The following is a 22,539-nucleotide window of genomic DNA, read 5'->3' as shown; positions in this document are numbered from 1 at the left end:
GATTCTAGGGGGCATGCCCTGATAAATCGAGTGCACACGGCGCCACACAGGCCGACCCTGACAACAGGCACAGGCCGGCACAATGCACGCACTGCAAGCGCCGATCGGCGCACGCTGGCCCGGAAGCTGCTCACGTCACTCAACCCTTTGTCGCCCGCCCGCCGCTTGCCCCACGCCGCCGCCCCTACCGCCGCTGACCGCCCCGCCGCCCCGGTGCTGCGTCTGCGCGCCATCACCAAGCGCTTCGGCCCGCTGCTGGCCAACGATGCGATCACGCTGGACCTGGCCGCAGGTGAAGTGCTGGCGCTGCTGGGCGAGAACGGGGCCGGCAAGTCCACGCTGATGTCGATCCTGTTCGGGCACTACGTGGCCGATGCCGGCAGCATTGAAGCCTTCGGCGCTCCACTGGCACCGGGCCAACCCCGGGCCGCGCTGGCCGCCGGCATCGGCATGGTGCACCAGCACTTCACGCTGGCCGACAACCTGACCGTGCTGGACAACATCATCCTGGGCACCGAGCCGCTGTGGCGCCCGTGGTCGCGCCGCGCTGCGATGCGCGCGCGGCTGCTGCAGGTGGCCCAGCGTTTCGGCCTGCCGGTCGAGCCCGATGCGTTGGTGGCCGACCTGTCTGTCGGCCAGCGCCAGCGGGTGGAGATTCTGAAGGCGCTGGTGCGCGGCGCGCGCATCCTGATCCTGGACGAACCCACCGCCGTGCTGACGCCGGCCGAGAGCGAAGCCCTGTTCGAGACGCTGGCGCAGATGGTGGCGCAGGGCCTGTCCATCCTCTTCATCAGCCACAAGCTGCCCGAGGTGCTGCGCGTGTCGCACCGTGTCGCGGTGCTGCGCGCCGGCAAGCTGGTGGCGCAGGCCGATGCGGCCGGCCTGACACAGACGCAGCTGGCGCAGTGGATGGTGGGCGAGGCCCTGCCGCAGGCGCTGCCGCACGCGGCCACCGGCGCAGCGGGCGCAGCCGTCTGCGTGCTCGAGCAGGTCAGCACAGAGGGCCGTGGCCACGACCGGCTGCAGCAGGTGTCGCTGCTGCTGCGGGCCGGCCGCATCACGGCGATTGCCGGCGTCTCCGGCAACGGCCAGCGCAGCCTGGCGGAGCTGCTGTGCGGCACGCGGCGGGCCAGCGAGGGCCGGGTGCTGTTGCAGGGCCAGCCGCTGCCATCCGCACCAGGGTGGCTGGTGGCCCATGGCGTGGCCCGCATCCCGGAGGACCGGCACGGCACCGGCGTGGTGGGCGATCTGACGGTGTGGGAGAACGCCGTCTCCGAACGCTTGCGCGCCCCCCCGTTTTCGCGCTGGGGCCCGTTCGGCCTGCGCTGGATCCGCCGCGACCGGTCGCGCGCGCACGCCAACGCCATCGTCAGCAGCTACGACGTGCGCGGCGCCGGGCTGGACGCGCCGGCGCGCGCGCTGTCCGGCGGCAACATGCAGAAGCTGATCCTCGGGCGCGCGCTGCAGGGCATGCCGCACGACCCGCCGGGTCGCGCGCCCGTGCTCATCGTGGCGCACCAGCCCACCTGGGGGCTGGACGTGGCCGCCGTCGCCCACGTGCACCAGCAACTGCGCGCCGCACGCGACGCCGGCAGTGCCGTGCTGCTGATCTCTGACGACCTGGACGAAGTGCTGGCGCTGGGGGACACCGTGGCCGTGATGCGCGATGGCCGGCTGTCGGCCGCACGCGCGCCAGGCGACTGGACGCGTGCGTCCATCGGCATGCAGATGGCCGGTGCGGATGGCGCGGCCACACCGAACTCCGGCGGTGCCGCATGAGGCTGGAGCGCCGCGCCACCGCCTCGCCGCTGGCCCTGCTGCTGGCGCCGCTGGGTGCCGTGGCTTTCACGCTGCTGGTGGGCGCGCTGCTGGTGGCCTGGGCCGGCGCGCCGGTGGGCCGCAGCTATGCGCTGCTGCTGCAGGGCGGCTTCGGCTCGGTGTTCGCGTGGAGCGAGACGCTGACCCGCGCGATCCCCCTGGTCCTGACCGGCCTGGCCGCCACCGTGGCCTTCCAGGCGCGTCTGTTCAACATTGGCGCCGAGGGCCAGCTCTATGCCGGCGCGATGGCGGCCGTCGCAGTCGGTGGCCTGCACGGCGGCACCGGTTTCGCGCTGCCCATGCCCGTGCTGTTCGGCTTGATGCTGCTGGCCGCGGCGGCAGCCGGCGCCTTGCTGCTGCTGGGCCCGGCGTTGATGAAGAGCCGGCTCGGCGTGGACGAGGTCGTGACCACGCTGCTGCTCAACTTCATCGTGCTGCTGGGCGTCGGCGCGCTGCTCGACGGCCCGATGAAGGACGCCACGGCCATGGGCTGGCCGCAGAGCGTGGCGCTCAAGCCCGAGCTGGAATTGCGCAAGCTCGTGCCCCAGACGCGGCTGCACACCGGGCTGCTGTGGGCCGTCGGCCTGGCCGTGGCGCTGGGGCTGCTGCTGCGGCACACGGTGCTGGGCTTCGACATTCGCGCCGTCGGCGCCAATGCGCGGGCTGCCGCGTTCGCCGGCGTGCCGGTCACCCGCACCGTGGTGCTGACGGCCCTGCTCTCGGGTGCGCTGGCAGGCCTGGCCGGCGCGATCGAAGTGGCGGGCCGCACCAGCTACGTCACGCTGGACATGTCGCCCGGCTACGGCTACAGCGGCATCGTGATCGCCATGCTGGCCGGCCTGCGGCCGCTGGGTGTGCTGGCTGCGGCCGTCTTCGTGGCCGGTGTGCTGGTGGGCGCCGATTCGATGAGCCGCGCTGTTGGCGTGCCGACCTATATCGCCGATGTGATCGTGGCCACCGCGCTGATCGCCGTGCTGGTCGCGACACTGCTCACGCAGTAGCGGGTGAGGAAATGAGCGATTTTCTCGACCTCATCGCCAACCCCGCCTTCTGGGTCGCGGTGCTGCGCATCGCCACGCCGCTGATCCTGGGCACGCTGGGCGTGCTGTTGTGCGAGCGGGCCGGGGTGCTGAACCTGGGCATCGAGGGCATCATGGTTGCAGGCGCGTTCACCGGCTGGCTGGCGGTCTACCACGGCCTGCCGCTGTGGGGCGGCGTGGCGGTGGCGGCGCTGGCGGGCGCCGCGTTCGGCCTGCTGCACGCGGCGCTGACAGTGGGGCTGGCGCTGTCGCAGCACGTGGCCGGGCTGGGCATCACCATGCTGGCCACCGCGATGTCGTACTACGGCTACCGCGTCAGCTTTCCGAAGGTCGAGACGCCGCCCACGGTGCAGCCATTCGCTGTCATGGACTGGCTGCCGCTGCCGGTGCTGAACGCGCAGACGCCGCTGACGCTGCTGGCGTTGGCACTGGTGCCGCTGCTGTCGTTCACGTTGATGCGCACGCCGCTGGGCCTGGCGCTGCGCATGGTGGGCGAGAGCCCGGCCGCGGCCGAGGGCCAGGGCCTGTCGGTGGCGCGGCTGCGCACCGGCGCCATCGTCGCCGGCTCGGCGCTGATGGGCGTGGCGGGCAGCTTCCTCACGCTGTCGGCGTTCAACGCCTTCTACTTCAACATGGTCAACGGGCGAGGCTGGATCTGCGTGGCGCTGGTGGTGTTCGCCTCCTGGCGGCCTGGCAAGGCGCTGCTGGGGGCGCTGCTGTTCGCGTTCTTCGACGCGCTGCAACTGCGGCTGCAGCAGTCGGGCGGCGCGGTGCTGCCCTACCAGCTGTATTTGATGCTGCCCTATGTGCTCTCCATCGCCGCGCTGGTGCTGGTGGCGCGCCGCGCCCGCTACCCCCAGGCCTTGATGCAGCCGTATCGGAAGGGGGAGCGGTGAGGGGATGGGGCGTCGGGTGGGGGTTTGGCCGGGTGGTTGCTTCGCAGCGAAACCCGTCATTCACTTTCGACAAGCGCATCGGTCCGCTGTACTTGCATAACCGGTCGGTCAGGGCCGACAAACCACCCAACGCTCACGGGCGACTGCTGTTCGCAGCGATGAGTTGGTGCTCTGCGCCCGAAGCGGACGTCGGCACAGGCCTACCAAGCTTCCAGAAAGCTGCCGCTCAACGTGTGAGTTGAACGCCACGGGCTGGCCCATGTGGACTGTGATCGCCTGGCGCGCAACATGGCCGACGTGGCGGCCGCGCTCATGCTTCCGGCGCCGGCAACGGGCGCGGTCTGTACCGACGCCCTGCTGCCACCGCTCACCCTCAGGCAGCTGCCGCGGTCGCGGCGTCCTGCGTCGCCAGGTAGGCGCGCACCCGCGCATCGGCAGTCAGCCCGATGGCGCGCGACAGGGCGCTGCGCGCGGCGCTGACGTGACCGCAGGCGCGCTGCAGGTGGGCCGTGGCCACCCAGTACGGCTGGTGGGCCGCCACGTCGGCCGCATCAATCGTGAGCAGCAGCGCCAGCCCCTGCGCCGGTTCGCCGGCTTCGCCCACGGCCACAGCCTGGCCGATGCGCGCGCCCACCGTGGGCGACTGCGCCGCGAGCACGCCGTACAGGTGGGCGATGGCGCGCCACGGTGTCTGGCCGGTGTGGGCGCGCTGGCAGTGCGCGGACTGGATGGCCGCCTCCACCTGCAGGCTGCCCGGCTGGCGCAGTGCGGCGGCGCGGTGCAGGCACTGCTCGGCTTCCTGGAGCAGCGTGCGGTCCCACAGCCGGGTGTCCTGCCGGGTCAACGGCACGAAGGCGTTGTCGGCGTCGAAGCGCGCCGGTCGGCGGCTTTCGCAATACAGCAGCAGGGCCAGCAGGCCCCAGGCTTCCGCACTGGCCGGCTGCAGGTGCACCACCAGGCGGGCCAGAAAGAGCGCCTCCGAAGCCAGGCCGTGCGTGGTCTCGTCGGCGGCGTCGGGCGCGGCGTCGCGCGTGCCCAGGGTGTAGGCACCGTAGATGCCGTCGAGCACGGCCGACAGGCGCTCGGGCAGCTCACGCGCTTCGGGTGTCTCGAAGCGCAGGCCCGCCCCGCGAATCCGCGCCTTGGCCCGCACCAGCCGCTGGGCCATGGCACTGGGCGACACGAGGAACGCCTGGGCCAGCGTTTCGGCATGAAGGCCCAGCACGGCCTGCAGCATCAGCGGCGCGTGCATCGCCGGCGCCAGGGCCGGGTGGGCGCAGACGAACAGGAGCCGCAGGCGATGGTCCGACACATCGGGCGTGTCGGGTGCCTGCAGGTCGGGCTCCAGCACCGCCAGGGTTTCGGGCGCCTGCTCCACCCGGCGGTGGCGCGCCGCCTGCAGCAGCTCGCGCCGGGCCGTCGTCAGGAGCCATGCGTCCGGTGCATCGGGCACGCCGGTTCTAGGCCAGTGTTCGAGCGCGGCGAGCAGGGCCGAGGACAGCGCGTCTTCGGCGGCAGCCAGGTCGCGCCAGCGCCAGGCCAGGTGCGCCACCAGCCGGCCGTACGACGCGCGCGCCGCGGTTTCGGCCTGGCTCCAGCCGGGCGGCGACGCGTCTGGCATGGCTCAGACGGGCGCGCCGGGCGGCGGCGGCAGCACCGGGCGAATTTCGACGCCGGTGGCGGCGCACGGGGCCCGGGCCGCCCATTCAAGCGCCTGGTCGATCGAATCGACCTTCAGGATGACGTAGCCACCCAGGTGCTCGCGCGTGTCGGCGAACGGTCCGTCCTGCACCTGCCGCTTGCCGTCCTTCACGCGCAGGGTGGTGGCCAGCTCGCGGGGTTGCAGGCCGTTGCCCGAGGTCATGGTGCCGCTGGCGGCCATGGCGCCGATATACGACGTCCAGGCGCCCCAGTAGCCGGGGGCCGTTTGCGGGTTGTCGCGCTGGGCCAGGTCAGCCGGGGTTTCGAAGAACATCAGCATGTATTCCATGGGTCATCTCCTGTGCACGGTGGCACGTGGGGGGTGGACCGCGACCATCGCGTTCCTGCAAGCTGGATGCGCCAGTCCGCGCGCAATCGACACCGGCCAAAAAAACTTTTTTGTTGCGGCCTGCGAAATGCTAGCCCGGTGGCCACCAGTGGAGCAACGGGCGCCGCATTTCCGGCCGGACCCGCTGCAAGGCCGGCTATCGCGGCCGATCTCGACCTTCCGCTTTGGGTACCTGGATGTCACCCAGCGAACTCAGGTTCCGGCGGCCTCGAAGCCCGAGGCTGCGTGCGAGCCATCGCAGAAGGGCTTGTTGCGGCTGTGCCCGCAGCGGCACAGAGAGGCGTCGGTGATGCGTGCTACCGTGCGTCCCGTTCCCGCACAGATCTCCAACTTGCCGTGCACACGCAACGGTCCGTTGCGTGTGGGCGTGATGACGAGCGGCCCGTCACGCACGTCCAAAGGGTCTGTTGCGCCCGAGGGCGGCTCGCCACTGGCCGTGAAGCCCGCACCGACGTGTGAGCCGTCGCACCAGGGCTTGTTGCGGCTCTGCCCGCATCGGCACAGCGTTGCGCGCCAGCCGTCGCTTTGTCCGGCGATCGTCAACGGCGCATGCACGGCATACGGGCCGTTCTCGCGAACGCGCAGCTGGTTGACCGCCGGCGCTGATTCGGCCAGACCACCGTCGTGCCGTACGTAGCGGATGGCGCCGGATGGGCAACTGATGGCCACGCCCACCAAGGTCTCGGCGCTTACGGTGTCGGGATAGATCCACTCACCGGGCGTGTTGGCCTTGAAGACCGTGGGCGCGTCCAGCACGCAGTGACGCGAATGGATGCAGCGACGCGCCTCGAAGTGGATGGTGAGGTCCTTGCCGCGCACCACTTCGATGGGGGCGGTGGTCAGCGCCGGCGCGAGTGCAGGTGCGGCCTTGGCGGCGGCCTGCGCCAACATCGCGGGCTGCGCGACCGGCGGCTCGATCGGCGCGGACAGGCCGGCCAGCGCCAGCAGGCTGGATTGCTGCTGTATCAGCAGATTGATGACAGCCTGCCACGATGCCGCAGTCTCACCCGCCACCAGGGCCAACGGCAGGCCGACCGCACGCTCGCGCAACTGCCCCAGGCGTTCGGCCACCACCTGCGCAGCGGTATTGGCCGGCAGTGCGGCCAGGGTACGCAGCGGCGTGAACGTCAGGCCCGCATGGGGCTTCTCGCTGCCGTCCTGTGCCGGCCTCGCCGCCAGGCCTTGTGCCACGGGCAGCAGCGCCCGCATCAGCGCGAAACTGGCAGACAGCCAGGTGCCCTTGGACGCTCGCTCATGGCTGCTGAACCCTTGGACCAGGCAGCGCAGGCTCGTGGTGTACAGCGCGTTGCCGATGTCCAGCCACGCCGAGTTACGGGCGTGGCTGATGTGCACACGTTCGCTCTCGGCCTTCACGGGCTGGTTCATCACGGGGTTGGTCGCCGCGGGCCAAGCGGGTTCGAAGTTCGGGTCGGCGGCCTGCAGCGCGGACAACTCGTCGGCGATGCGACAGAAGCGTGCGAAGTGGGAATCGTGCTGCTCGGCGCCCGCCCCCTCGCCCTGGGTGACGATGGTGGTGATGGCCGCCAGCGCGCTGGCCAGATCGGTCACCGCCGAGACGCCCGGCAGCGGTGCCAGGCTGGCGTCCACCTGCAGCGCCGGGTCACCGACGAACAGGGCCGCTTCGCCCTGCGTGCCGGCCAGTTCGGTCAGCGCCTGGTCCAGCGTCTGGTATAGCTCTCCCACCGTGGTGTAGTCGCGCGGGCCGGGGCTCAGGCGCCCGGCGGGCACCACGCGCCGGTAGCGGCGCTGCGGTTCGAAGCCTGCGGCGTCGTGCAGCTCTTCATGGCCGGGCCGCTCGAGGAACTTGAAGTGCTCGATGGTCGCCGCACAGAAGGGCGCCAAGCGGATGACGAAACCCTCGGGATAGGGCCCGGCCTCCACCGGAAAGGCCGGGCGGTTGAAGTGCGGTGCCGCGCCCAGCGCATTGACGAGATTGCCGACCAGCGCGAGATGGGTCATCTCCTCCATCGCCACTGCCGTGATGCTGCGCCGCCAGGCAGTCACGGCGGCGCGCTGCGGGGGTGTCCAGGCGGCGTCGTCGCGTTTCAGGCTGAATGCGGCGTAGAGGTAGCAGCACATCAGGTGGTGCTCGATCTCTGCGGCCTCGTGAAGCCAATACAGCAGTTGTTCGCGGCTGGGCGGGCGGGAAGCACGAGTGTTCATGGTTCGACTCTACGGGCCGGCGGCCTGGATGGCCACCCTCGACAACTCACTGCCAGGCCGCCACGTGCTCCGCAACGAAGTCGGCGAAGGAGCGCGGCGCATGACCGGTGAGGGTCTGCACGTCGGGACTCAGACCGGCTGCCCAGCCTTGGCTGTAGACGTAGGCCAGGCTGCTGTACAGGGCGATCTGGGCGGGGGGCAAGCCCCACCCGCGCAGCGCGGTTTCCGCCTGCTCAGGGGAGATGGCCTCGTAGCGCACTGGCCGCCCGATCGCCCGGCTGATCATCGCCACCTGCGCGCCCGTGCTCAAGGCCTCGCCGCCGGTGAGCGTGTAGGCCCGGCCCGCGTGGGCCACCGGGTTGGTCAGGACGATGGCCGCCGCCTCGGCGATGTCACGCACATCGACCATGGTGATGGCCGCGTCGCCATGGGCAGCGGCATAGCTGCCCGCCTTGATCTGACCGGCGTAGAAGTTGACCCAGTTCTGCATGAAGCCCGCCGGGCGCAGCAGCGTGTAGGCGATGCCGCTCTGCTCGATCATCGCGTCGATGCGGCCCTGCAGGTCGGCGATGGCGACGGGGCTGCCGGCTTGCGCACCGGCTCCGGACGAGCGCACGATGTGCTTCACGCCCGAGGCCTTGGCGGCCTCGACCGCGTTGCGCGCCAGGTCCACGCTTTCCGGCGTGAACGGGAACAGGAGGAAGAGCGTCTGCACGCCGGCAAAGGCCTGGCGCAGGCTGGCGGCATCCGCAAAGTCGCCCCGAACGGCCGGGAGCCCGCCCACGACGGTGGCAGGCTTGCTGCTCATCACAGCGAAGTCAACACCGCGGGCCTGCAGTTGCTTCACGAGTTCCTTGCCGATGGTGCCGCTGGCGCCCGTGATCAAAAGAGGGGAGGTCATGTTCAGCGCTTTCAGGTCGGTTGCGATGCCCGCACTCTAGACATCGCCAACCATTCCATGAAGGCTTACGATCGACAAACATTCACAACCGCGGGTTGAAGATGCGCAACCTCCAGGGCCTGACTTCTTTTCTCGAGGTGGCAAGTGCCGGCAGCTTTACCGCGGCCGCCGCGCGGCTCGAAGTCAGCCCGGCCGCCGTGAGCAAGAACGTCATCACGCTCGAGACCGAACTGGGCGTGCGCCTGTTCAACCGCAACACCCGTCGCATCCGCCTCACGCCCGAGGGCGAGGCCTTCGCCGAGAAGGCGCGCGCGGTCCTTCGGGCGCTGGACGACGCGGTGGCCGGCGTCTCGCAGGGCCGGGCCGTACCCGCGGGCCGCGTGCGCATCTCGGTCGGCGCCTCGTTCGGTCGAGAGTACGTGCTGCCGGTGCTGCCGGAACTGCTGGCGGCCCATCCCAAGCTGGAGATCGAGGTCTCGCTCGACAACCGCACGGTCGACCTGGTGGGCGAGGGCTACGACATCGGCATCCGCGGCGGCCGCGCGCGCGATTCGTCGCTGGTCTCGCGGCGCGTCTGTGCCCTGCCGCTGGTGCTGCTCGCGTCGCCGGGGTACCTGTCCCGCCGCGGCACGCCCCGCGGCGCCGACGATCTCCTCCAGCATGAACTGATCGGCGTGCGCTTCGCCGACGGCCACAGCGCGACCTGGAAGCTGCGGCCGTCGCCCCGCAAGCCTTATGTCGACTGGTCGCCGACGGCGCGCGCGTGGGTCAGCGACCCCGAAGCCCAGCTCGACCTCGCGCGGGCGCACGCAGGCATCGTCCAGGTGGCGCTGCACCACGCCGCGGCCGACCTCGCCGCCGGCCGCCTGCTGCGCCTGCTGCCTGATCTGCACGATCCCGAGGACCGCGAGATCCACCTGCACTACCCGCACCGGCAGTTCCTCAGCCCCCGCGTGCGCGTGGTGGTCGACGGTCTGCTGGCAGCCTTCGCGGCAAGCGAACGGCTGCACTGGCGGCCTCGAGGGTGGGCCGGCGCCGAGCGGCGCTGACGCGGCCCCTGCGACCATCCCGATGCCGCTGCCAGCGCCCCGAAGCTGAACTTCGACCACCCATGGCCGCCGCCCGTGCGAATCCTGCTGCCCGCATGCACTCTCGGTTCAACGCCCCACGGCTTTCTCGCCTCCTTCGACCGGGAGGAAACGCGGGATGCGAACAGTGAAAGTCGTGCCTTCTTCCGCCGTCGAGGTGACCGTGACAGTGCCATCTTTGGCCTCAACGATTTCACGGACGATGTACAAGCCCAGACCAACGCTGCCCGACTCCCGGTGCGCTGCCGTATCCCTCGATACGTAGCGCTTCAGCGGATCAAAAACGGCCGGCAAAATGTCCCGCGGGATTGGCGCGCCTTCGTTGTGGACGCTCAACACAACGATGGAGCCTCCAGAAGGTGTCTCTTGTGACACCACCGACAGGTCAATGGGCCCGCCGGGCGAACCGTGCTGGATGGCGTTACCTACCAGGTTGGAAACGACTTGGCGGATTCGGCCTGCATCCCACACGCCGTTCACGTCGCCGTCCGATCGCATGCGCAGCGTGCGCCCTGGGTGTGCGGTGCGATACGAGTCCAGCACTTCGCGGCAAAGTTCTTCGAGATCGACGGGCCCGCGGTTCAGCGGCATCGCGCGGCCTAATCCACTGGAAGAAAAGTCGATCAAGTCGCTGACCAGGCTCATCATCGCATCGGTGTTTCTCTTGATCATCGACATCGAGGCGGCTGTGTTCGCGTCTTCACTCTTTAGCGATACAGCGTGTGCAGCCATGCGGATGGTATGCAACGGATTGCGCAGGTCGTGGCTAAGGATTGCCAGGAACATGTGACGTGACTCGTCAATGCGTCTGGAGTAACTCTCCACGCCCCTTGCAAGCGATTGATCCAACGACTCGTCGAAGCGCGTGATGTCGTCGATGTCGTTGCGGTCCGGCTGGGGTAGGCTCTTTCGCCACAAGCGCAGAACGCTAGCGCGCAGGGCACGGTATTCAGAGACGACGTCTGTGATGTGGAAACCCGCGCCCACCCGTTCCACACCATGGAGCTCAGAGGCGTCGTCCAGCCTCTCGCTGGCAGCACCGCCCGCGCCGCCCTCGCCTTTAGACTTGCTCGCCTGCTGCTCGAGGCTCTGGCGGTTCTGCATGTCCCGCGCCGTAGCTCGCAAGATCGACCCTGCATCGTCGCGGAGAGCGACGATCGTCATATCCTTCCCAGGCAACAGACTGCGCGCGAAAGCTTCCCACTCCGCGAGGATGGGCTCGATGTTCGCGAGGATGAATTGGGCCAGTCGCATTTCTTCTCCGCTACAAATTTGGAGCACTTCAGCGACATCGGCCTGCAAGCCGCCTGCTCGGAGCCGGCCAACAATCCTACGGAGGTGCTCCTGGGTGACTCGAGCCGACCAGGACCTCCAAGTATTCTGGATCGACTGGCTTGCTCAGATGATGATCGAACCCCGCCTCCAACGCACGGAGGCGGTCGCCAGGCTCCTGGGCCGAACTAACACACCTACGTTCGACCCGTCGTCCTGGAGGTTGATCGCGACAAAATGTAGCACACGCTGACAGTTGGTATCTAGCGCAAAGCCAGTGCTTCAGCCAAGTAGCTGTGCCCAAAATCCACGAGTGCGGCCCCCAGGCAATCGCGTCTGTCGGTATGCGGTGTAGCCCGGTGTACCCCGTGTAGCCGGAGCGGCCTTGGACCGAACTATTCCGCTTAAGCCGGCCAGCGGGCTCCTGTTCATTTCCTCAAAGCCGACTCCTGTGGGCTGAGGTTCGCGACGGTCGCCTGGAGCGTCTTCAGTTGGTTGACGACGTTCTTGAGTTCGTCGGCGACGGGTCCGGTACCGAGGTTGCGTGCACCATCGGATACAGGTCAATGATGCAGTCCGCGGAGTACGTTCTGGCGCCGAACTTGTAGGCCGCTTTGACGGTGAACGCATAGAAGCCCGTGATCGCAACGAGCACCAAGGTCAACCATTCAGTCGCGGTCATGGGGCTCCGCTTTGCCAGATGCCTTGTTGACGAGATCCTGCACCTCCAGTTCGAGCTTCTGGCGCTGAAGATCTGCGATCAGATCGTCGCGCTTTTGGACTCGGCCTTTCCATTGGTCGAAGCCCCAAAGGCTGCAGAGCAAACCCCCGCCGAACACCACCAACAGAACGATGTTAGCGTTTGACTCATTGGACTTCCGCACCTCAAGCTCCTTCATCCGGATGAGCAGGCTGAGCTCTTCTTCCTTCGATTTCTCGGTCTTCGTTTCAAGTACCCCAATGGCGTCAGCGAGCCGGATCTTCTCCGACAGCGTCGACGTGTAGACGCTCACAAACGAGAAAACTGCTGTGATGATCAACGCCAGGCCGAACAGGCTGGCGAACTTGTATATGTTGTCGGTTGGTACGGAGAGCGATGGGTTCACGGCGGTCCTGCGCTATGAGTTGTGGATCGGCTGAGCCTACCCCGGCAAAGGGTTGGCGCTTGAGCGACGGCTTCCCAGAATGCGCACCAACCTGTCCTTTCAGTACAACGGACCGACGCGCATGTCGAACATGAACGGCGGGTTTCGCGAGCCGCGGTCACTCAGCTCAAAACGCCCATGGTCAGCAGCCAGTCTCAACCAGCCAGTCAACAAACCAGCAGGCTGCACTGCCAACCTCCGCATTCAGCCAGCCCCGCGCCGCAACCGCCATGGCGCAGCATGTAACGACCCCACCCGCCCCCTACACTGCCCTGGCGCCCTTCTTGCACCGCACCCGCACACCCACCGCACACCACGCACCCATGCTCGACCTGCTCATCACCCACGCCACTCTGCCCGACGGCCGCAGCGGCATGTCCGTCGCCGTGCAGGACGGCCGCATCGTCGAAGTCACGCAGGGCCTGGCGGCCCCAGCGCATGAGACGTTGGACGCGGCCGGCCTGCTGCTGGCGCCCCACTTCGTCGACCCCCATTTCCACATGGACGCGACCCTCAGCTACGGCCTGCCGCGCGTGAACCAGAGCGGCACGCTGCTGGAGGGCATCGCGCTGTGGGGCGAGCTCAAGCCGCTGCTGAAGGCCGAGGCCGTGATCGAGCGCGCGTTGGCCTACTGCGACTGGGCCGTGGCCAAAGGCCTGCTGGCCATCCGCAGCCATGTGGACACCAGCGACCCGACGGGCCTGGCGGTCGATGCCTTGCTCGAAGTGAAGCGCCGCGTCGCGCCCTACCTGGATCTGCAGCTCGTCGCCTTCCCGCAGGACGGCGTGCTGCGCAGCCCGGGCGGCATGGCGCTGCTGCGCGCCGCGCTGCACAAGGGCGTGGATGTGGTCGGCGGCATTCCGCACTTCGAGCGCACCATGGCCGAGGGCGCCGAGAGCGTGCGCCTGTTGTGCGAGATCGCGGCCGAGGAAGGCCGGCTGGTCGACATGCACTGCGACGAATCCGACGACCCGCTGTCGCGCCACATCGAGACGGTGGCCTTCCACGCGCAGCGCCTGGGCCTGCAGGGCCGTGTGACCGGTTCGCACTGCACCTCCATGCACAGCATGGACAACTACTACGTCTCCAAGCTGCTGCCGCTGGTCGCAGAAAGCGGCGTCAGCGTCGTGGCCAACCCGCTGATCAACATCACGCTGCAGGGTCGGCACGACACCTACCCCAAGCGCCGCGGCATGACGCGCGTGCCCGAGTTGATGGCCGCCGGTGTCAACGTCGCCTTCGGCCATGACTGCGTGATGGACCCGTGGTACGGCATGGGCTCGGGCGACATGCTGGAGGTGGCGCACATGGGCCTGCACGTGGCGCAGATGACCAGCCAGGCCGGCACACGGCTGTGCTTCGAGGCCGTCACCACGCACGCGGCGCGGGTCATGCACCTGCCGCGCTACGGCCTGGCGCCGGGCTGCGACGCCAGCTTCGTGCTGCTGCAGGCGCGCGACCCGGTGGAGGCGATCCGCCTGCGGGCCACGCGGCTCAAAGTGTGGCGCCAGGGCCGGCTGCTGGCCGAAACGCCGGCCGCGCCCACGCAGCTGCATCTGCCGGGCCGGCCGGGGGATACGGCGTTCATGCCGACCCGCCGCACCCCGTAGCACCTGCGTGTGAATGTAACGAAACATTACCAATCGTTCTCCGGCGGCGCGCATCGGCTAGGCTGAAGCACACCCCACGCGGCCACTGCCCCAAAAGCTCCAGCCAACGGCCGCCCATGGGCATGGGGAGGTGGTGTTTGGACAACGAGCTGATGCAGCAGGTGCAGGCGCGACGCGACGCCTGGTCACGCTCCAAGCCGGTCGGCGACGAGGCCGGCCTGTGGGGCCTGGCGTTGTCCGGCGGCGGCATCCGCAGTGCGACCTTCTGCTTCGGCCTGTTGCGCGCGCTGGCGTTCGAGAAACTGTTGCTGCGCTTCGACCTCATGTCCACCGTCTCCGGCGGCGGCTACATCGGCGGCATGGTCGGGCGGCTGTTTTCGCGCGCCCGCAATTCACGCGATGCGCTGCGCATCCAGAGCGCGCTGGCCGAATCGCGCTCCAACTGGTTTCTGTGGTGGCTGCGTGCGAACGGGCGCTACCTGATCCCGCGGGGCGCGCGCGACGCGACCTTCGTCGGTGCGCTGTACATCCGCAACCTGGTGGCCATCCACTTCGAGCTGGGCGTGATCGCGCTGATGCTGGGCGTGCTGCTGGCGGCGGGCAACCTCGTCGCATGGTGGGGCGCGCACCAGCTGGGCTTTGCCTGGCCGACGCCGATGTTCGCCGTGGTGCACAGCCTGCCGGATTGGATCCCTCTTTGGTTCCCGATGGTCTGGCTGGTGCTGCCGTTCGTGGTGCTGTTGGGCGCCACGCGCGCCGTGGCCTACTGGATCGTGCCCTGGCTCAAGCTGGCGGGCCTCTGGGCGTTGGCCGCCTGGCTGGCCATGCTGGCCGCCACGGTCTGGCTGGTCACGATCTACCTGCAGGTGGCCAGCGGCGACGGCCCGGTCGGCGAAGTCATGCGCACCACGCTGTGGACGCTGACCGCGTCGTTGCTGGTGCTGTGGCTGCTGGGCGTGCCGATGGGCCTGGTCGCGCTGCGCCGCGCCGGCCCCGACCCGACACCGCATGCGGACACCGCGCGCAGCTACCTCACCGCCACGCTGGCCAACTCGTTCCGCTGGTTCAGCGTGATCGCCCTGGCCGGCCTGGTCGACCGCGCGGCCTGGTTCCTGGCGTTCGAGCTGGAGCCGCTGACCGAGACCGGCCAGGGCGCCGCCGCGCTGTGGCTGGCGGTGTGGGCCGCCACCATCCGCACGGTACTGCCGCTGGCCTCGCAGCTGCTGCCAGGGCGGGCCACCACGTCGGCGCTGCTGTTCATCGGCCGCATGCTGGGCTACGCGCTCACTTTCTGCCTGTGCGTGTGGTGGGTCTCGCTGGTGCACAAGGCGGTGATGGGGGCGGTGTTCACGCACCACGGCGCCTCGTTCCGGGACGGGCTGGTGATGCTCGGCCTCTTCGCGTTGCCGCTGTTGGGCTTCTTCGTGGTGACCAGCCGCAACGTGGAGTTTCTGAACCTCTCTTCGCTGCATGCCTTCTACCAGGCGCGCCTGGTGCGCGGCTACCTGGGTGCCGCCAACGGCACGCGCCTGGGTGCCGGCAGCGACCCGTTGTCGGCCCTGAACGATGTGCCGGTGGTGATGCCAGTGCGCCGCAAGAGCGTGCCGGTCGACGACCTGAACGCCGAAGACGACATCGCCCTGGCCGACTACCGGCCGCAGGACTGTGGCGCCCCGGTGCACCTGATGAACGTGTGCATCAACCAGACACGCGACCCGCGCGGCGGCCTGTTCAACCAGGACCGGCGCGGCCTGCCGCTGACCGTGGCCTCGGGCGGCCTGGCCAAGGTGTCGCAGGAAGCCTGGGGCCGGCCCACGGCGCAGGGCACGCCCAGCCTGGGCGGGTGGATGGCCATATCGGGCGCGGCCATTGCGCCGGGGCTGGGCAATCTCACGCGCGGCGGCATTTCGGCGCTGGCCACGTTCGCCGGCATCCGCCTGGGGTTCTGGTGGGACCAGTCGGCGCGCACCGGCACGCGGCGGCCCTGGAACCGCTTGTTCACCAAGTCCTGCGGTGTGCTGAGCGAGACCTTCGGCAGCTTCAAGGGCGGCAGCGCGGACAACTGGTTCCTGACCGATGGCGGGCATTTCGAGAACACCGGCGCCTATGCGCTGCTGGCCGAGCGGGCCGAGGTCATCGTGCTGGCCGACTGCGGCGCCGACCCGCGCTACGAGTTCGAGAACCTGGAAAACCTGGTGCGCAAGGCGCGCATCGACCTGAAGGCCGAGATCCTGTTCCAGCGGCCCAGGCCGGCCATGGCGCAGGCCGCGCGCACGGCCGCGCGCATTGCCGGCAAGTACCGCGCCGCCGCCACGCCTGCGCCCGGCCAAGCACCCGCCGGGCTGGCGCGTTTCGGCTCGCTCAACGACCTGGCCTCGCCGGCCAGCACCGCTTGCCTGGCGCTGGCGAAGGTGCGCTATGGCGGCGCCACGCCGAGCCACGGCATCCTCATCGTCATCAAGCCCAACCTGTGCGAGGGCCTGCCGGTGGACCTGGTCAACTTCAAGCGGCAGAACCCGCAGTTTCCGCAAGAGACCACCGCCGACCAGTTCTTCTCGGAAGCCCAGTGGGAAAGCTACTTTCACCTGGGCACCTTCCTCGGCCAGAACCTGGACCGCAAGTGGATCAACACGCTGCTGCGCGACCCGGGCGCGTATTTCGAGGACGACGACTGCTCGCCCTTCGAGGCCGCCCACGCCCAGGCCCGCGACGAGCGCGCCGCCGCTGCAGCCGCACCGCCCGGCCGGGTGCCGACCCGCATCAGCAACGCCGCCACCGCCGTGGGCGCCACGCTGAGCCTGGGCGCGGCGGCCACACTGGGCGTGGCCGCCTGGCAGGGCATCGAAACCACGCGCAGCGCATTTGCCCGGCAGAAGGCGGACGAGCGCTCGGCGATGAAAGAGCTGACCGATCTGTGGGCCAAGGCCACGCCCGGTGGTGCCGGCACGACCGATGCCGTGGCCACCGGCAACCTCGCAGCGGCACTGCTGCGCACGGCCGACACGTTGTGCCCGTCGGACGAGGCACGCTGGTTCACGCGCTCGGACCTGGCGCGCCGCATCCATGTTTCGGCGATGCAGCAGTGCAGCGCCCTCACCGGGCCGCCGCCCGAACCCTGCGCCGCACTGTTGGCCGCCAGCGACCCGCGAGGCGGCCACCGCAACCGCAGCTGCCTGCTGCCGGCGCCCGAGATCCTGGCTGTCATGCCACCGCCGCGCTACTGGGTGTATGACTACACCGGCGCCGGCTCCGTCGCCAGCGCCCACCCGTGCGATCCGGTGGTGGCCGAGCGCCGCTACCAGCAGCAATCGGCCGCCGGCTCACCGCGCGAAGGGCCGCCTGCCGCCTGCCGCTACAGCGGGCGCTTCGCCGACGGCGCCCTGTCGCCGGCCTTGCAGGCGCCGGTGCCGGGGTCGGCCGCGCCGGCCCACGGCACGGCCGCAGCGCCGGCCTCGCCTGTCGCACCCGCCACCCCTTCGGCGCCTGCCGCAGCCGCGCCAGCCGCGGCCTCGCAGGAATGCGCCGGCACTACCGTGTTCCTGCAGATCTACGGCCCCAGCCAGAAGCGCGCGGTCTGGCCGTTTCGCCGCATCTGGCGCGCCATGGGCGCCGAGGTGCCGCCGACCGAGGACGTGGTGGAGACGGCGAACGCGCGCGGCTTCGCCAGCCCGCCGCCGGTGGCCCGCACGACGGTGCGCTTCCACGACATCGACTCGCTGCTGTGTGCGCGTGCGCTGGGCCCCAAGGCCGGCTTCACGAACTGGAAGGTCGAGCCGCTGTCGGCCCGCTACAAGCCGCGGCCGAACACGGTGGAGGTCTGGGTCGCGCCATCGGACAGCACGCTGCAAGACCACCCGCTGCCGCCGGTGGACGCGAGGCCAGCGCCCATTCCGAAATCGCAGGCGCCTGGCTGAAGGGCTTTCCGAAGGGCATCGCGCGCCGCCGAAGCGCTACCCCCGTTGGGCGTGCGGGCGGCGGGCCGGGCACTGCACGCCGACGCGGCGCTGGGTATGCTGCGCTCCCCTTCCCCTCGCACTGCACCGCCCATGCCCGACCTGTCCGCTTTCCCCGTCACCCGTAAATGGCCCGCGCGCCACCCCGAGCGCCTGCAGCTGTATTCGCTGCCCACGCCCAACGGCGTGAAGGTCTCGATCGCGCTGGAAGAAACCGGCCTGCCCTACGAGGTGCACCGCGTGGCTTTTGACCAGAACGATCAGCTGTCGCCCGAGTTCCTGTCGCTGAACCCGAACAACAAGATCCCGGCCATCCTGGACCCGAACGGCCCGGGCGGCCGGCCGCTGGCGCTGTTCGAATCCGGCGCCATCCTGGTCTACCTGGCCAGCAAGAGCGGCCAGCTGATGCCCACCGACGAGGCCGCTCGCTTCGAGACACTGCAGTGGCTGATGTTCCAGATGGGCGGCGTCGGCCCGATGTTCGGCCAGCTCGGCTTCTTCCACAAATTCGCCGGCAAGGACATCGAAGACAAGCGCCCGCGCGACCGCTACGTGGCCGAGTCACGCCGGCTGCTGAAGGTGCTCGATGAGCGCGTCGCCGGGCGCCACTGGATCATGGGCGATGACTACACCATCGCCGACATCGCCACCTGGCCCTGGGTGCGCAACCTGGCCGGCTTCTACGGCGCGGGCGAGCTGGTGGGCTTTGGCGACTTCCGCGAAGTGCAGCGCGTGCTGGCAGCCTTCGTCGCGCGGCCGGCCGTGGTCAAGGGGCTGAACGTGCCGCCTGCGCCGTGAGGGCGCCTGGCGCCACATCCGGCGCCACCCGCAGCGCGTCAGCCAGCCTCATCAACGCCGCGCCGACGGGCTGCTCGACCTTCAGCGTGAGCAGCGGGTCGGCCCGCGTGCGGCCGATGTTCACGGCCACGATGGGCTTGCCCTGTGCGGCCGCCGCCTGCGCGAAGCGGTAGCCCGAATACACCATCAGCGAACTGCCGGCCACCAGCACCGCGTCGGCCCGCGCCAGTGCCTGCTGCGCCTGCTCGACACGATCGCGCGGCACGCTCTCGCCGAAGAACACGACGTCGGGCTTGAGCATGCCGCCGCAGCGCTCACACGGCGGAACATCGAAGCTGGCGAAGTCGTCGTGCTCCAGGTCGGCATCGCCATCGGGCGCGGGCTGCGCCTGCAGTTGTGCCCAGCGCGGGTTGCGCTCCAGCAGCGCCTGCTGCAGTGCGGCACGCGTCGAGCGCGCCTCGCAACCCAGGCAGCGCACGGCGCCGATGCGGCCATGCAGGTCGACCACGTCACGGCTGCCGGCAGCGCTGTGCAGCCCGTCGACGTTCTGCGTCACCAACAGCTCCACATGGCCGGCCTCTTCCAACCGCGCCAGGGCTTGGTGCGCCGTGCCCGGCCGTGCCTGCGCCATGGTCGACCAGCCGACCAGGCTGCGCGCCCAATAGCGCCGGCGCGTGGCGTCGTCGCCGGTGAAGGCCTGGTAGGTAACGGGCTGCGGCCGCTTCCAGTCGCCATTGGCGTCGCGGTAGTCGGGAATGCCGGATTCGGTGCTGCAGCCGGCCCCGGTCAGCACGAACAGGCGTGGGTGGCGCCCCACGAAATCGACGAGCGCATCCATCAATCGGGTTCCGGCACGATGTCTTCCATGTAGGCGTGCAGTGCCTCCAGGATCTCCATGCCGCGCGCATCGGCGCTCTGGCCCTGGGCCTCCAGCTCCTCCAGCATCTGGTCGACGTTGCGCACGCCGCCCTCGCCCTCCAGCAGCCGCGCGACACGGTGCTCGGCCCAGCGTGCAGCGTCTTCGGGCGACAGCGTGTCGGGGAAATTGCGGGCGCGGTAGCGGAACACCAGTTCGTGCAGCCGCGCATCGTCGAAGCTGTTGCGGGCCTCGGCCAGCGCCTGCGGCGACAGGCTGCGCAAGTGGTCCAGCCGCTTGCGGTCGGAGGGGGCCAGAAAGCCACCGTACAGGTCTTCATCGACGTCGACGCGCGTCGGCGCATCGCGCTGGAACAGGCCGTTCCACAGCGCGCTCAGGTCGGGCAGTTCGCGGGCGATGCGCGCATGCGCGAGCTGGGCGTCCAGGTCCAGCGACCAGCGCGCGGCCAGGGCCGGGCTCAGGGTCTTGAGCGAGGACACCACCATGGGCGACTTGTTCAGGTGCACGCTCTTGATCGGCAGCCGCGTGACGCCTTCGGGCAGCGCATCACTGCGGCTGAACAGGCGCAGCCGCGCGTCTTCGACCGCCAGGCCGTCCAGCTCGCGGGGGTCGTGGCGCAGGTCCCAGGCGATCAGCTCATTGCGGTTGGTCGGGTGCATGGCCAGCGGCCACATCAGCGCCAGGCAACCGCGCTCGGCCGCAAACATGCCGGACACGTGCAGGAACGGCCGCGCCGTCTGCTGCGTGGTGGGCAGGCCCAGCTCGGCGGCCACGCGGTCCTTGCGGCACAGCGAGAAGCAGAAGTCGAACAGCTTGGGCTGCTGCTGGCGGATCAGCCGCGCCAGCGCGATGGTGGCGCGCACATCGGACAGCGCATCGTGCGCGGCCTCGTGCGCCAGGCCGTTGGCGGTGGCGAGATGCTCCAGCCGGAAGCTGACGCCGCTGCCCTCGGGCCGCTCGGGCCAGATGATGCCGTCGGGCCGCAGTGCGTAGGTCAGGCGCACCACATCCAACAGGTCCCAGCGGCCACAGCCGTTCTGCCACTCGCGGCCATAGGGGTCGATCAGGCTGCGCCAGAACATGTGGCGCGTGATCTCGTCGTCGAAGCGGATGGTGTTGTAGCCCACGCCGATGGTGCCTGGCAGCGACAGTGCGGCGTGGATCCTGGTGGCGAACTCGGCCTCGGGCATGCCGCGTTCCAGGCACGTCTGCGGCGTGATGCCGGTGATGAGGCAGGAGACCGGGTCGGGCAGAAAGTCCGGCGCCGGCTGGCAGTACCACATCATCGGCTCGCCGATCTCGTTCAATGCGGCGTCGGTGCGGATGGCGGCGAACTGCGCCGGCCGGTCGCGCCGCACGTTGGCGCCGAAGGTCTCGTAGTCGTGCCAGAGGAAGGTGTGGTCGGTCTGGGCCATGGGGTGCAGGTGGGGTGGTGCGGGGCAGCCGATGCGGGGCCCGCCGACCGGTATTCTCGGTCACGGACGACAACCTTTCAGGAGAACGACATGGACCCATGGATACGCGCCGCACTCGACTACATCCCGCGCTGGATGGAGCTGCAGATGCGCGCGACCGAGCGGCCCGGCGTGTCGCTGGCCGTGAACCATCGCCAGCGCAATGTGCTGGAACTGGCGCTGGGCCATGCAGACGCGCCAGCAGGCAAGCGCCTGACACCACGGCACCGGTTTCGCATCGCCTCGCACTCCAAAAGCTTCACGGCCGCAGGCATCCTGAAGCTGCGCGAACTTGGCCTGCTGCAGCTCGACGACGCGGTCGGGCAACATGTCGCAGGCCTGCACCCTCACTTGGCCGAGGCCACGTTGACGCAGCTTCTCTCACACACCGCCGGCACCACGCGCGACGGGCCAGACGCAGGCCAGTTCCAGGACCGCAGGCCCTTCCTCGACCCGCAAGAGCTGATGCAGCAGTTGACACAGGCGCCGCCGCTTGAGGCCAACAGCCGCTTCAAGTATTCCAACCATGGCTTTGCGCTGCTGGGCCAGGTGGTGCAAGCGTTGACCGGCGAGACCTATGGCGACTGGATGCAGCGCGAGATCGTCGATGCCGCCGGGCTGCAGGAGACGCGGGTCGACGCCGACGCGGGCAGCACCAGGCTGCTGGCACGCGGGCACTCCGGCAAGCTGCTGCTCGGCCGGCGCGTGGTGGTACCGGGCGACCAGCCCACCCATGCAATGGCAGCGGCCGCGGGCTTCGTCAGCACCGCTGCCGACGTGGCGGCCTTCTACGCGCAGCTGCTGCCCGACGCGCGGCGCAGCGTGCTGAGCGCCGCGAGCCGGCGCGAGATGCTGCGCCGCCACTGGAGCGTGCCGCACAGCACGGTGCCGGCGTGGTATGGGCTGGGTGTCATGCAGGGCACCTACCAGGGCTGGGATTGGGTCGGCCACACGGGCAGCCTGCAAGGCTTCGTCTCGCGCAGCCTGGCACTGCCAGCGCATCAGCTGTCGATCTCGATCCTGTGCAACTCGCTGGACGGCCTGTCGTGGCCGTGGATGGACGGCCTGCTGCAGATCCTGCAGACCTTCGAGCGGCACGGCGCGCCAACGGCGGCCACGCGCGCGTGGGGTGGCCGTTTCTGGAGCCTGTGGGGGCCCACCGATCTGGTGCCGATGCGCGACCGGGTGTTTGCCATCGCGCCGGCGCTGGCCCTACCCTTCACCGACGCCACCGAGTTGACGCTGCAAGGCAAGGACCGTGCGCTGATGTCGCAGGCCAACGGCTACGCCAGCTTCGGCGAAGAGGCACGCCTGGTGCGCAGCGCCAAGGGAGACGTCAAGGAGCTGTGGCTGGGCGGCTCGCGCAGCGTGGCCGAGGCCCGGGCAGCCCGCACGCTGCGACAGCGTTACGAGCCGTGAGGCGCGGCGCCGGGGCCGTGCGCCTGTCCACCGG

Annotated in this window: 17 protein-coding genes; 8 read left to right on the top strand and 9 right to left on the bottom strand. The window is 69.6% G+C overall.

Annotated elements, in window-relative coordinates:
• Positions 1-213 precede the first annotated feature (213 nt).
• The 3 genes from AC099J_RS22570 to AC099J_RS22560 are packed head-to-tail and all read left to right on the top strand — an operon-like array spanning position 214 to position 3,754.
• A complete protein-coding gene (locus AC099J_RS22570; RefSeq protein WP_479617536.1) occupies positions 214-1,779 on the top strand; it encodes an ABC transporter ATP-binding protein in 1,566 nt (521 codons plus the stop codon).
• The gene (locus AC099J_RS22565; RefSeq protein WP_479617535.1) at positions 1,776-2,819 is read left to right on the top strand and encodes an ABC transporter permease; all 1,044 of its coding nucleotides are present in this window, start codon (positions 1,776-1,778) and stop codon (positions 2,817-2,819) included. The genes AC099J_RS22570 and AC099J_RS22565 overlap by 4 nt, the downstream gene beginning before the upstream one ends.
• 11 nt (positions 2,820-2,830) lie before the next feature.
• Positions 2,831-3,754, top strand: a complete 924-nt coding sequence (locus AC099J_RS22560) for an ABC transporter permease (protein WP_479617534.1) — start codon at positions 2,831-2,833, stop codon at positions 3,752-3,754.
• A gap of 373 nt (positions 3,755-4,127) precedes the next feature.
• Here the strand turns inward: AC099J_RS22560 and AC099J_RS22555 are convergent, their stop codons facing one another.
• The 4 genes from AC099J_RS22555 to AC099J_RS22540 form a co-directional block, all read right to left on the bottom strand.
• Entirely contained in the window at positions 4,128-5,375 is a 1,248-nt protein-coding gene (locus AC099J_RS22555; RefSeq protein ID WP_479617533.1) for an RNA polymerase sigma factor, read from the bottom strand.
• A 3-nt stretch (positions 5,376-5,378) separates the two neighbouring features.
• Complete coding sequence (locus tag AC099J_RS22550; protein ID WP_479617532.1) at positions 5,379-5,744, bottom strand: YciI family protein; 366 nt, start codon at positions 5,742-5,744, stop codon at positions 5,379-5,381.
• Positions 5,745-5,996: 252 nt separating this feature from the next.
• Positions 5,997-7,988, bottom strand: coding sequence for a ferritin-like domain-containing protein (locus AC099J_RS22545; protein WP_479617531.1), 1,992 nt, complete (start codon positions 7,986-7,988; stop codon positions 5,997-5,999).
• A 46-nt stretch (positions 7,989-8,034) separates the two neighbouring features.
• Positions 8,035-8,889: an SDR family oxidoreductase gene (locus tag AC099J_RS22540; protein ID WP_479617530.1), complete on the bottom strand. Its 855-nt coding sequence runs from the start codon at positions 8,887-8,889 to the stop codon at positions 8,035-8,037.
• 101 nt (positions 8,890-8,990) lie between these two features.
• Between AC099J_RS22540 and AC099J_RS22535 the strand changes: the two genes are divergently transcribed.
• Positions 8,991-9,938 carry a LysR family transcriptional regulator gene (locus tag AC099J_RS22535; RefSeq protein ID WP_479617529.1) on the top strand — a complete coding sequence of 316 codons (948 nt, stop codon included), beginning with the start codon at positions 8,991-8,993 and terminating at the stop codon, positions 9,936-9,938.
• A 108-nt stretch (positions 9,939-10,046) separates the two neighbouring features.
• Here the strand turns inward: AC099J_RS22535 and AC099J_RS22530 are convergent, their stop codons facing one another.
• The 3 genes from AC099J_RS22530 to AC099J_RS22520 all read right to left on the bottom strand — a co-directional run bounded on the left by AC099J_RS22530 (position 10,047) and on the right by AC099J_RS22520 (position 12,355).
• The gene (locus tag AC099J_RS22530) at positions 10,047-11,231 is read right to left on the bottom strand and encodes a sensor histidine kinase (RefSeq protein WP_479617528.1); all 1,185 of its coding nucleotides are present in this window, start codon (positions 11,229-11,231) and stop codon (positions 10,047-10,049) included.
• Positions 11,232-11,736: 505 nt separating this feature from the next.
• Positions 11,737-11,931, bottom strand: coding sequence for a hypothetical protein (locus AC099J_RS22525; protein WP_479617527.1), 195 nt, complete (start codon positions 11,929-11,931; stop codon positions 11,737-11,739).
• Positions 11,918-12,355 (bottom strand): hypothetical protein, encoded by a 438-nt coding sequence (locus tag AC099J_RS22520; protein ID WP_479617526.1) that lies wholly within the window; start codon positions 12,353-12,355, stop codon positions 11,918-11,920. Before AC099J_RS22520 ends, AC099J_RS22525 begins: the two co-directional genes overlap by 14 nt.
• A 362-nt stretch (positions 12,356-12,717) precedes the next feature.
• Between AC099J_RS22520 and AC099J_RS22515 the strand changes: the two genes are divergently transcribed.
• From AC099J_RS22515 to AC099J_RS22505, 3 genes are all read left to right on the top strand, one after another.
• A complete protein-coding gene (locus AC099J_RS22515; protein WP_479617525.1) occupies positions 12,718-14,004 on the top strand; it encodes an amidohydrolase family protein in 1,287 nt (428 codons plus the stop codon).
• A 137-nt stretch (positions 14,005-14,141) separates the two neighbouring features.
• Complete coding sequence (locus AC099J_RS22510; protein ID WP_479617524.1) at positions 14,142-17,918, top strand: patatin-like phospholipase family protein; 3,777 nt, start codon at positions 14,142-14,144, stop codon at positions 17,916-17,918.
• A 132-nt stretch (positions 17,919-18,050) separates the two neighbouring features.
• Positions 18,051-18,755, top strand: coding sequence for a glutathione S-transferase N-terminal domain-containing protein (locus AC099J_RS22505; RefSeq protein ID WP_479617523.1), 705 nt, complete (start codon positions 18,051-18,053; stop codon positions 18,753-18,755).
• Here the strand turns inward: AC099J_RS22505 and AC099J_RS22500 are convergent.
• A complete protein-coding gene (locus AC099J_RS22500) occupies positions 18,724-19,593 on the bottom strand; it encodes an NAD-dependent protein deacetylase (protein WP_479617522.1) in 870 nt (289 codons plus the stop codon). The two genes, AC099J_RS22505 and AC099J_RS22500, sit on opposite strands and share 32 nt — an antisense overlap.
• Positions 19,593-21,047, bottom strand: coding sequence for an exodeoxyribonuclease I (sbcB, locus tag AC099J_RS22495; RefSeq protein WP_479617521.1), 1,455 nt, complete (start codon positions 21,045-21,047; stop codon positions 19,593-19,595). The genes AC099J_RS22500 and sbcB overlap by 1 nt, the downstream gene beginning before the upstream one ends.
• A gap of 90 nt (positions 21,048-21,137) precedes the next feature.
• Between sbcB and AC099J_RS22490 the strand changes: the two genes are divergently transcribed.
• Positions 21,138-22,505, top strand: coding sequence for a serine hydrolase domain-containing protein (locus AC099J_RS22490; RefSeq protein WP_479617520.1), 1,368 nt, complete (start codon positions 21,138-21,140; stop codon positions 22,503-22,505).
• Positions 22,506-22,539: the final 34 nt, after the last annotated feature.

This window comes from Rhodoferax sp. RT4P68 (genome assembly GCF_056521305.1).
This window is presented reverse-complemented; position numbering and strand designations above follow the sequence as displayed.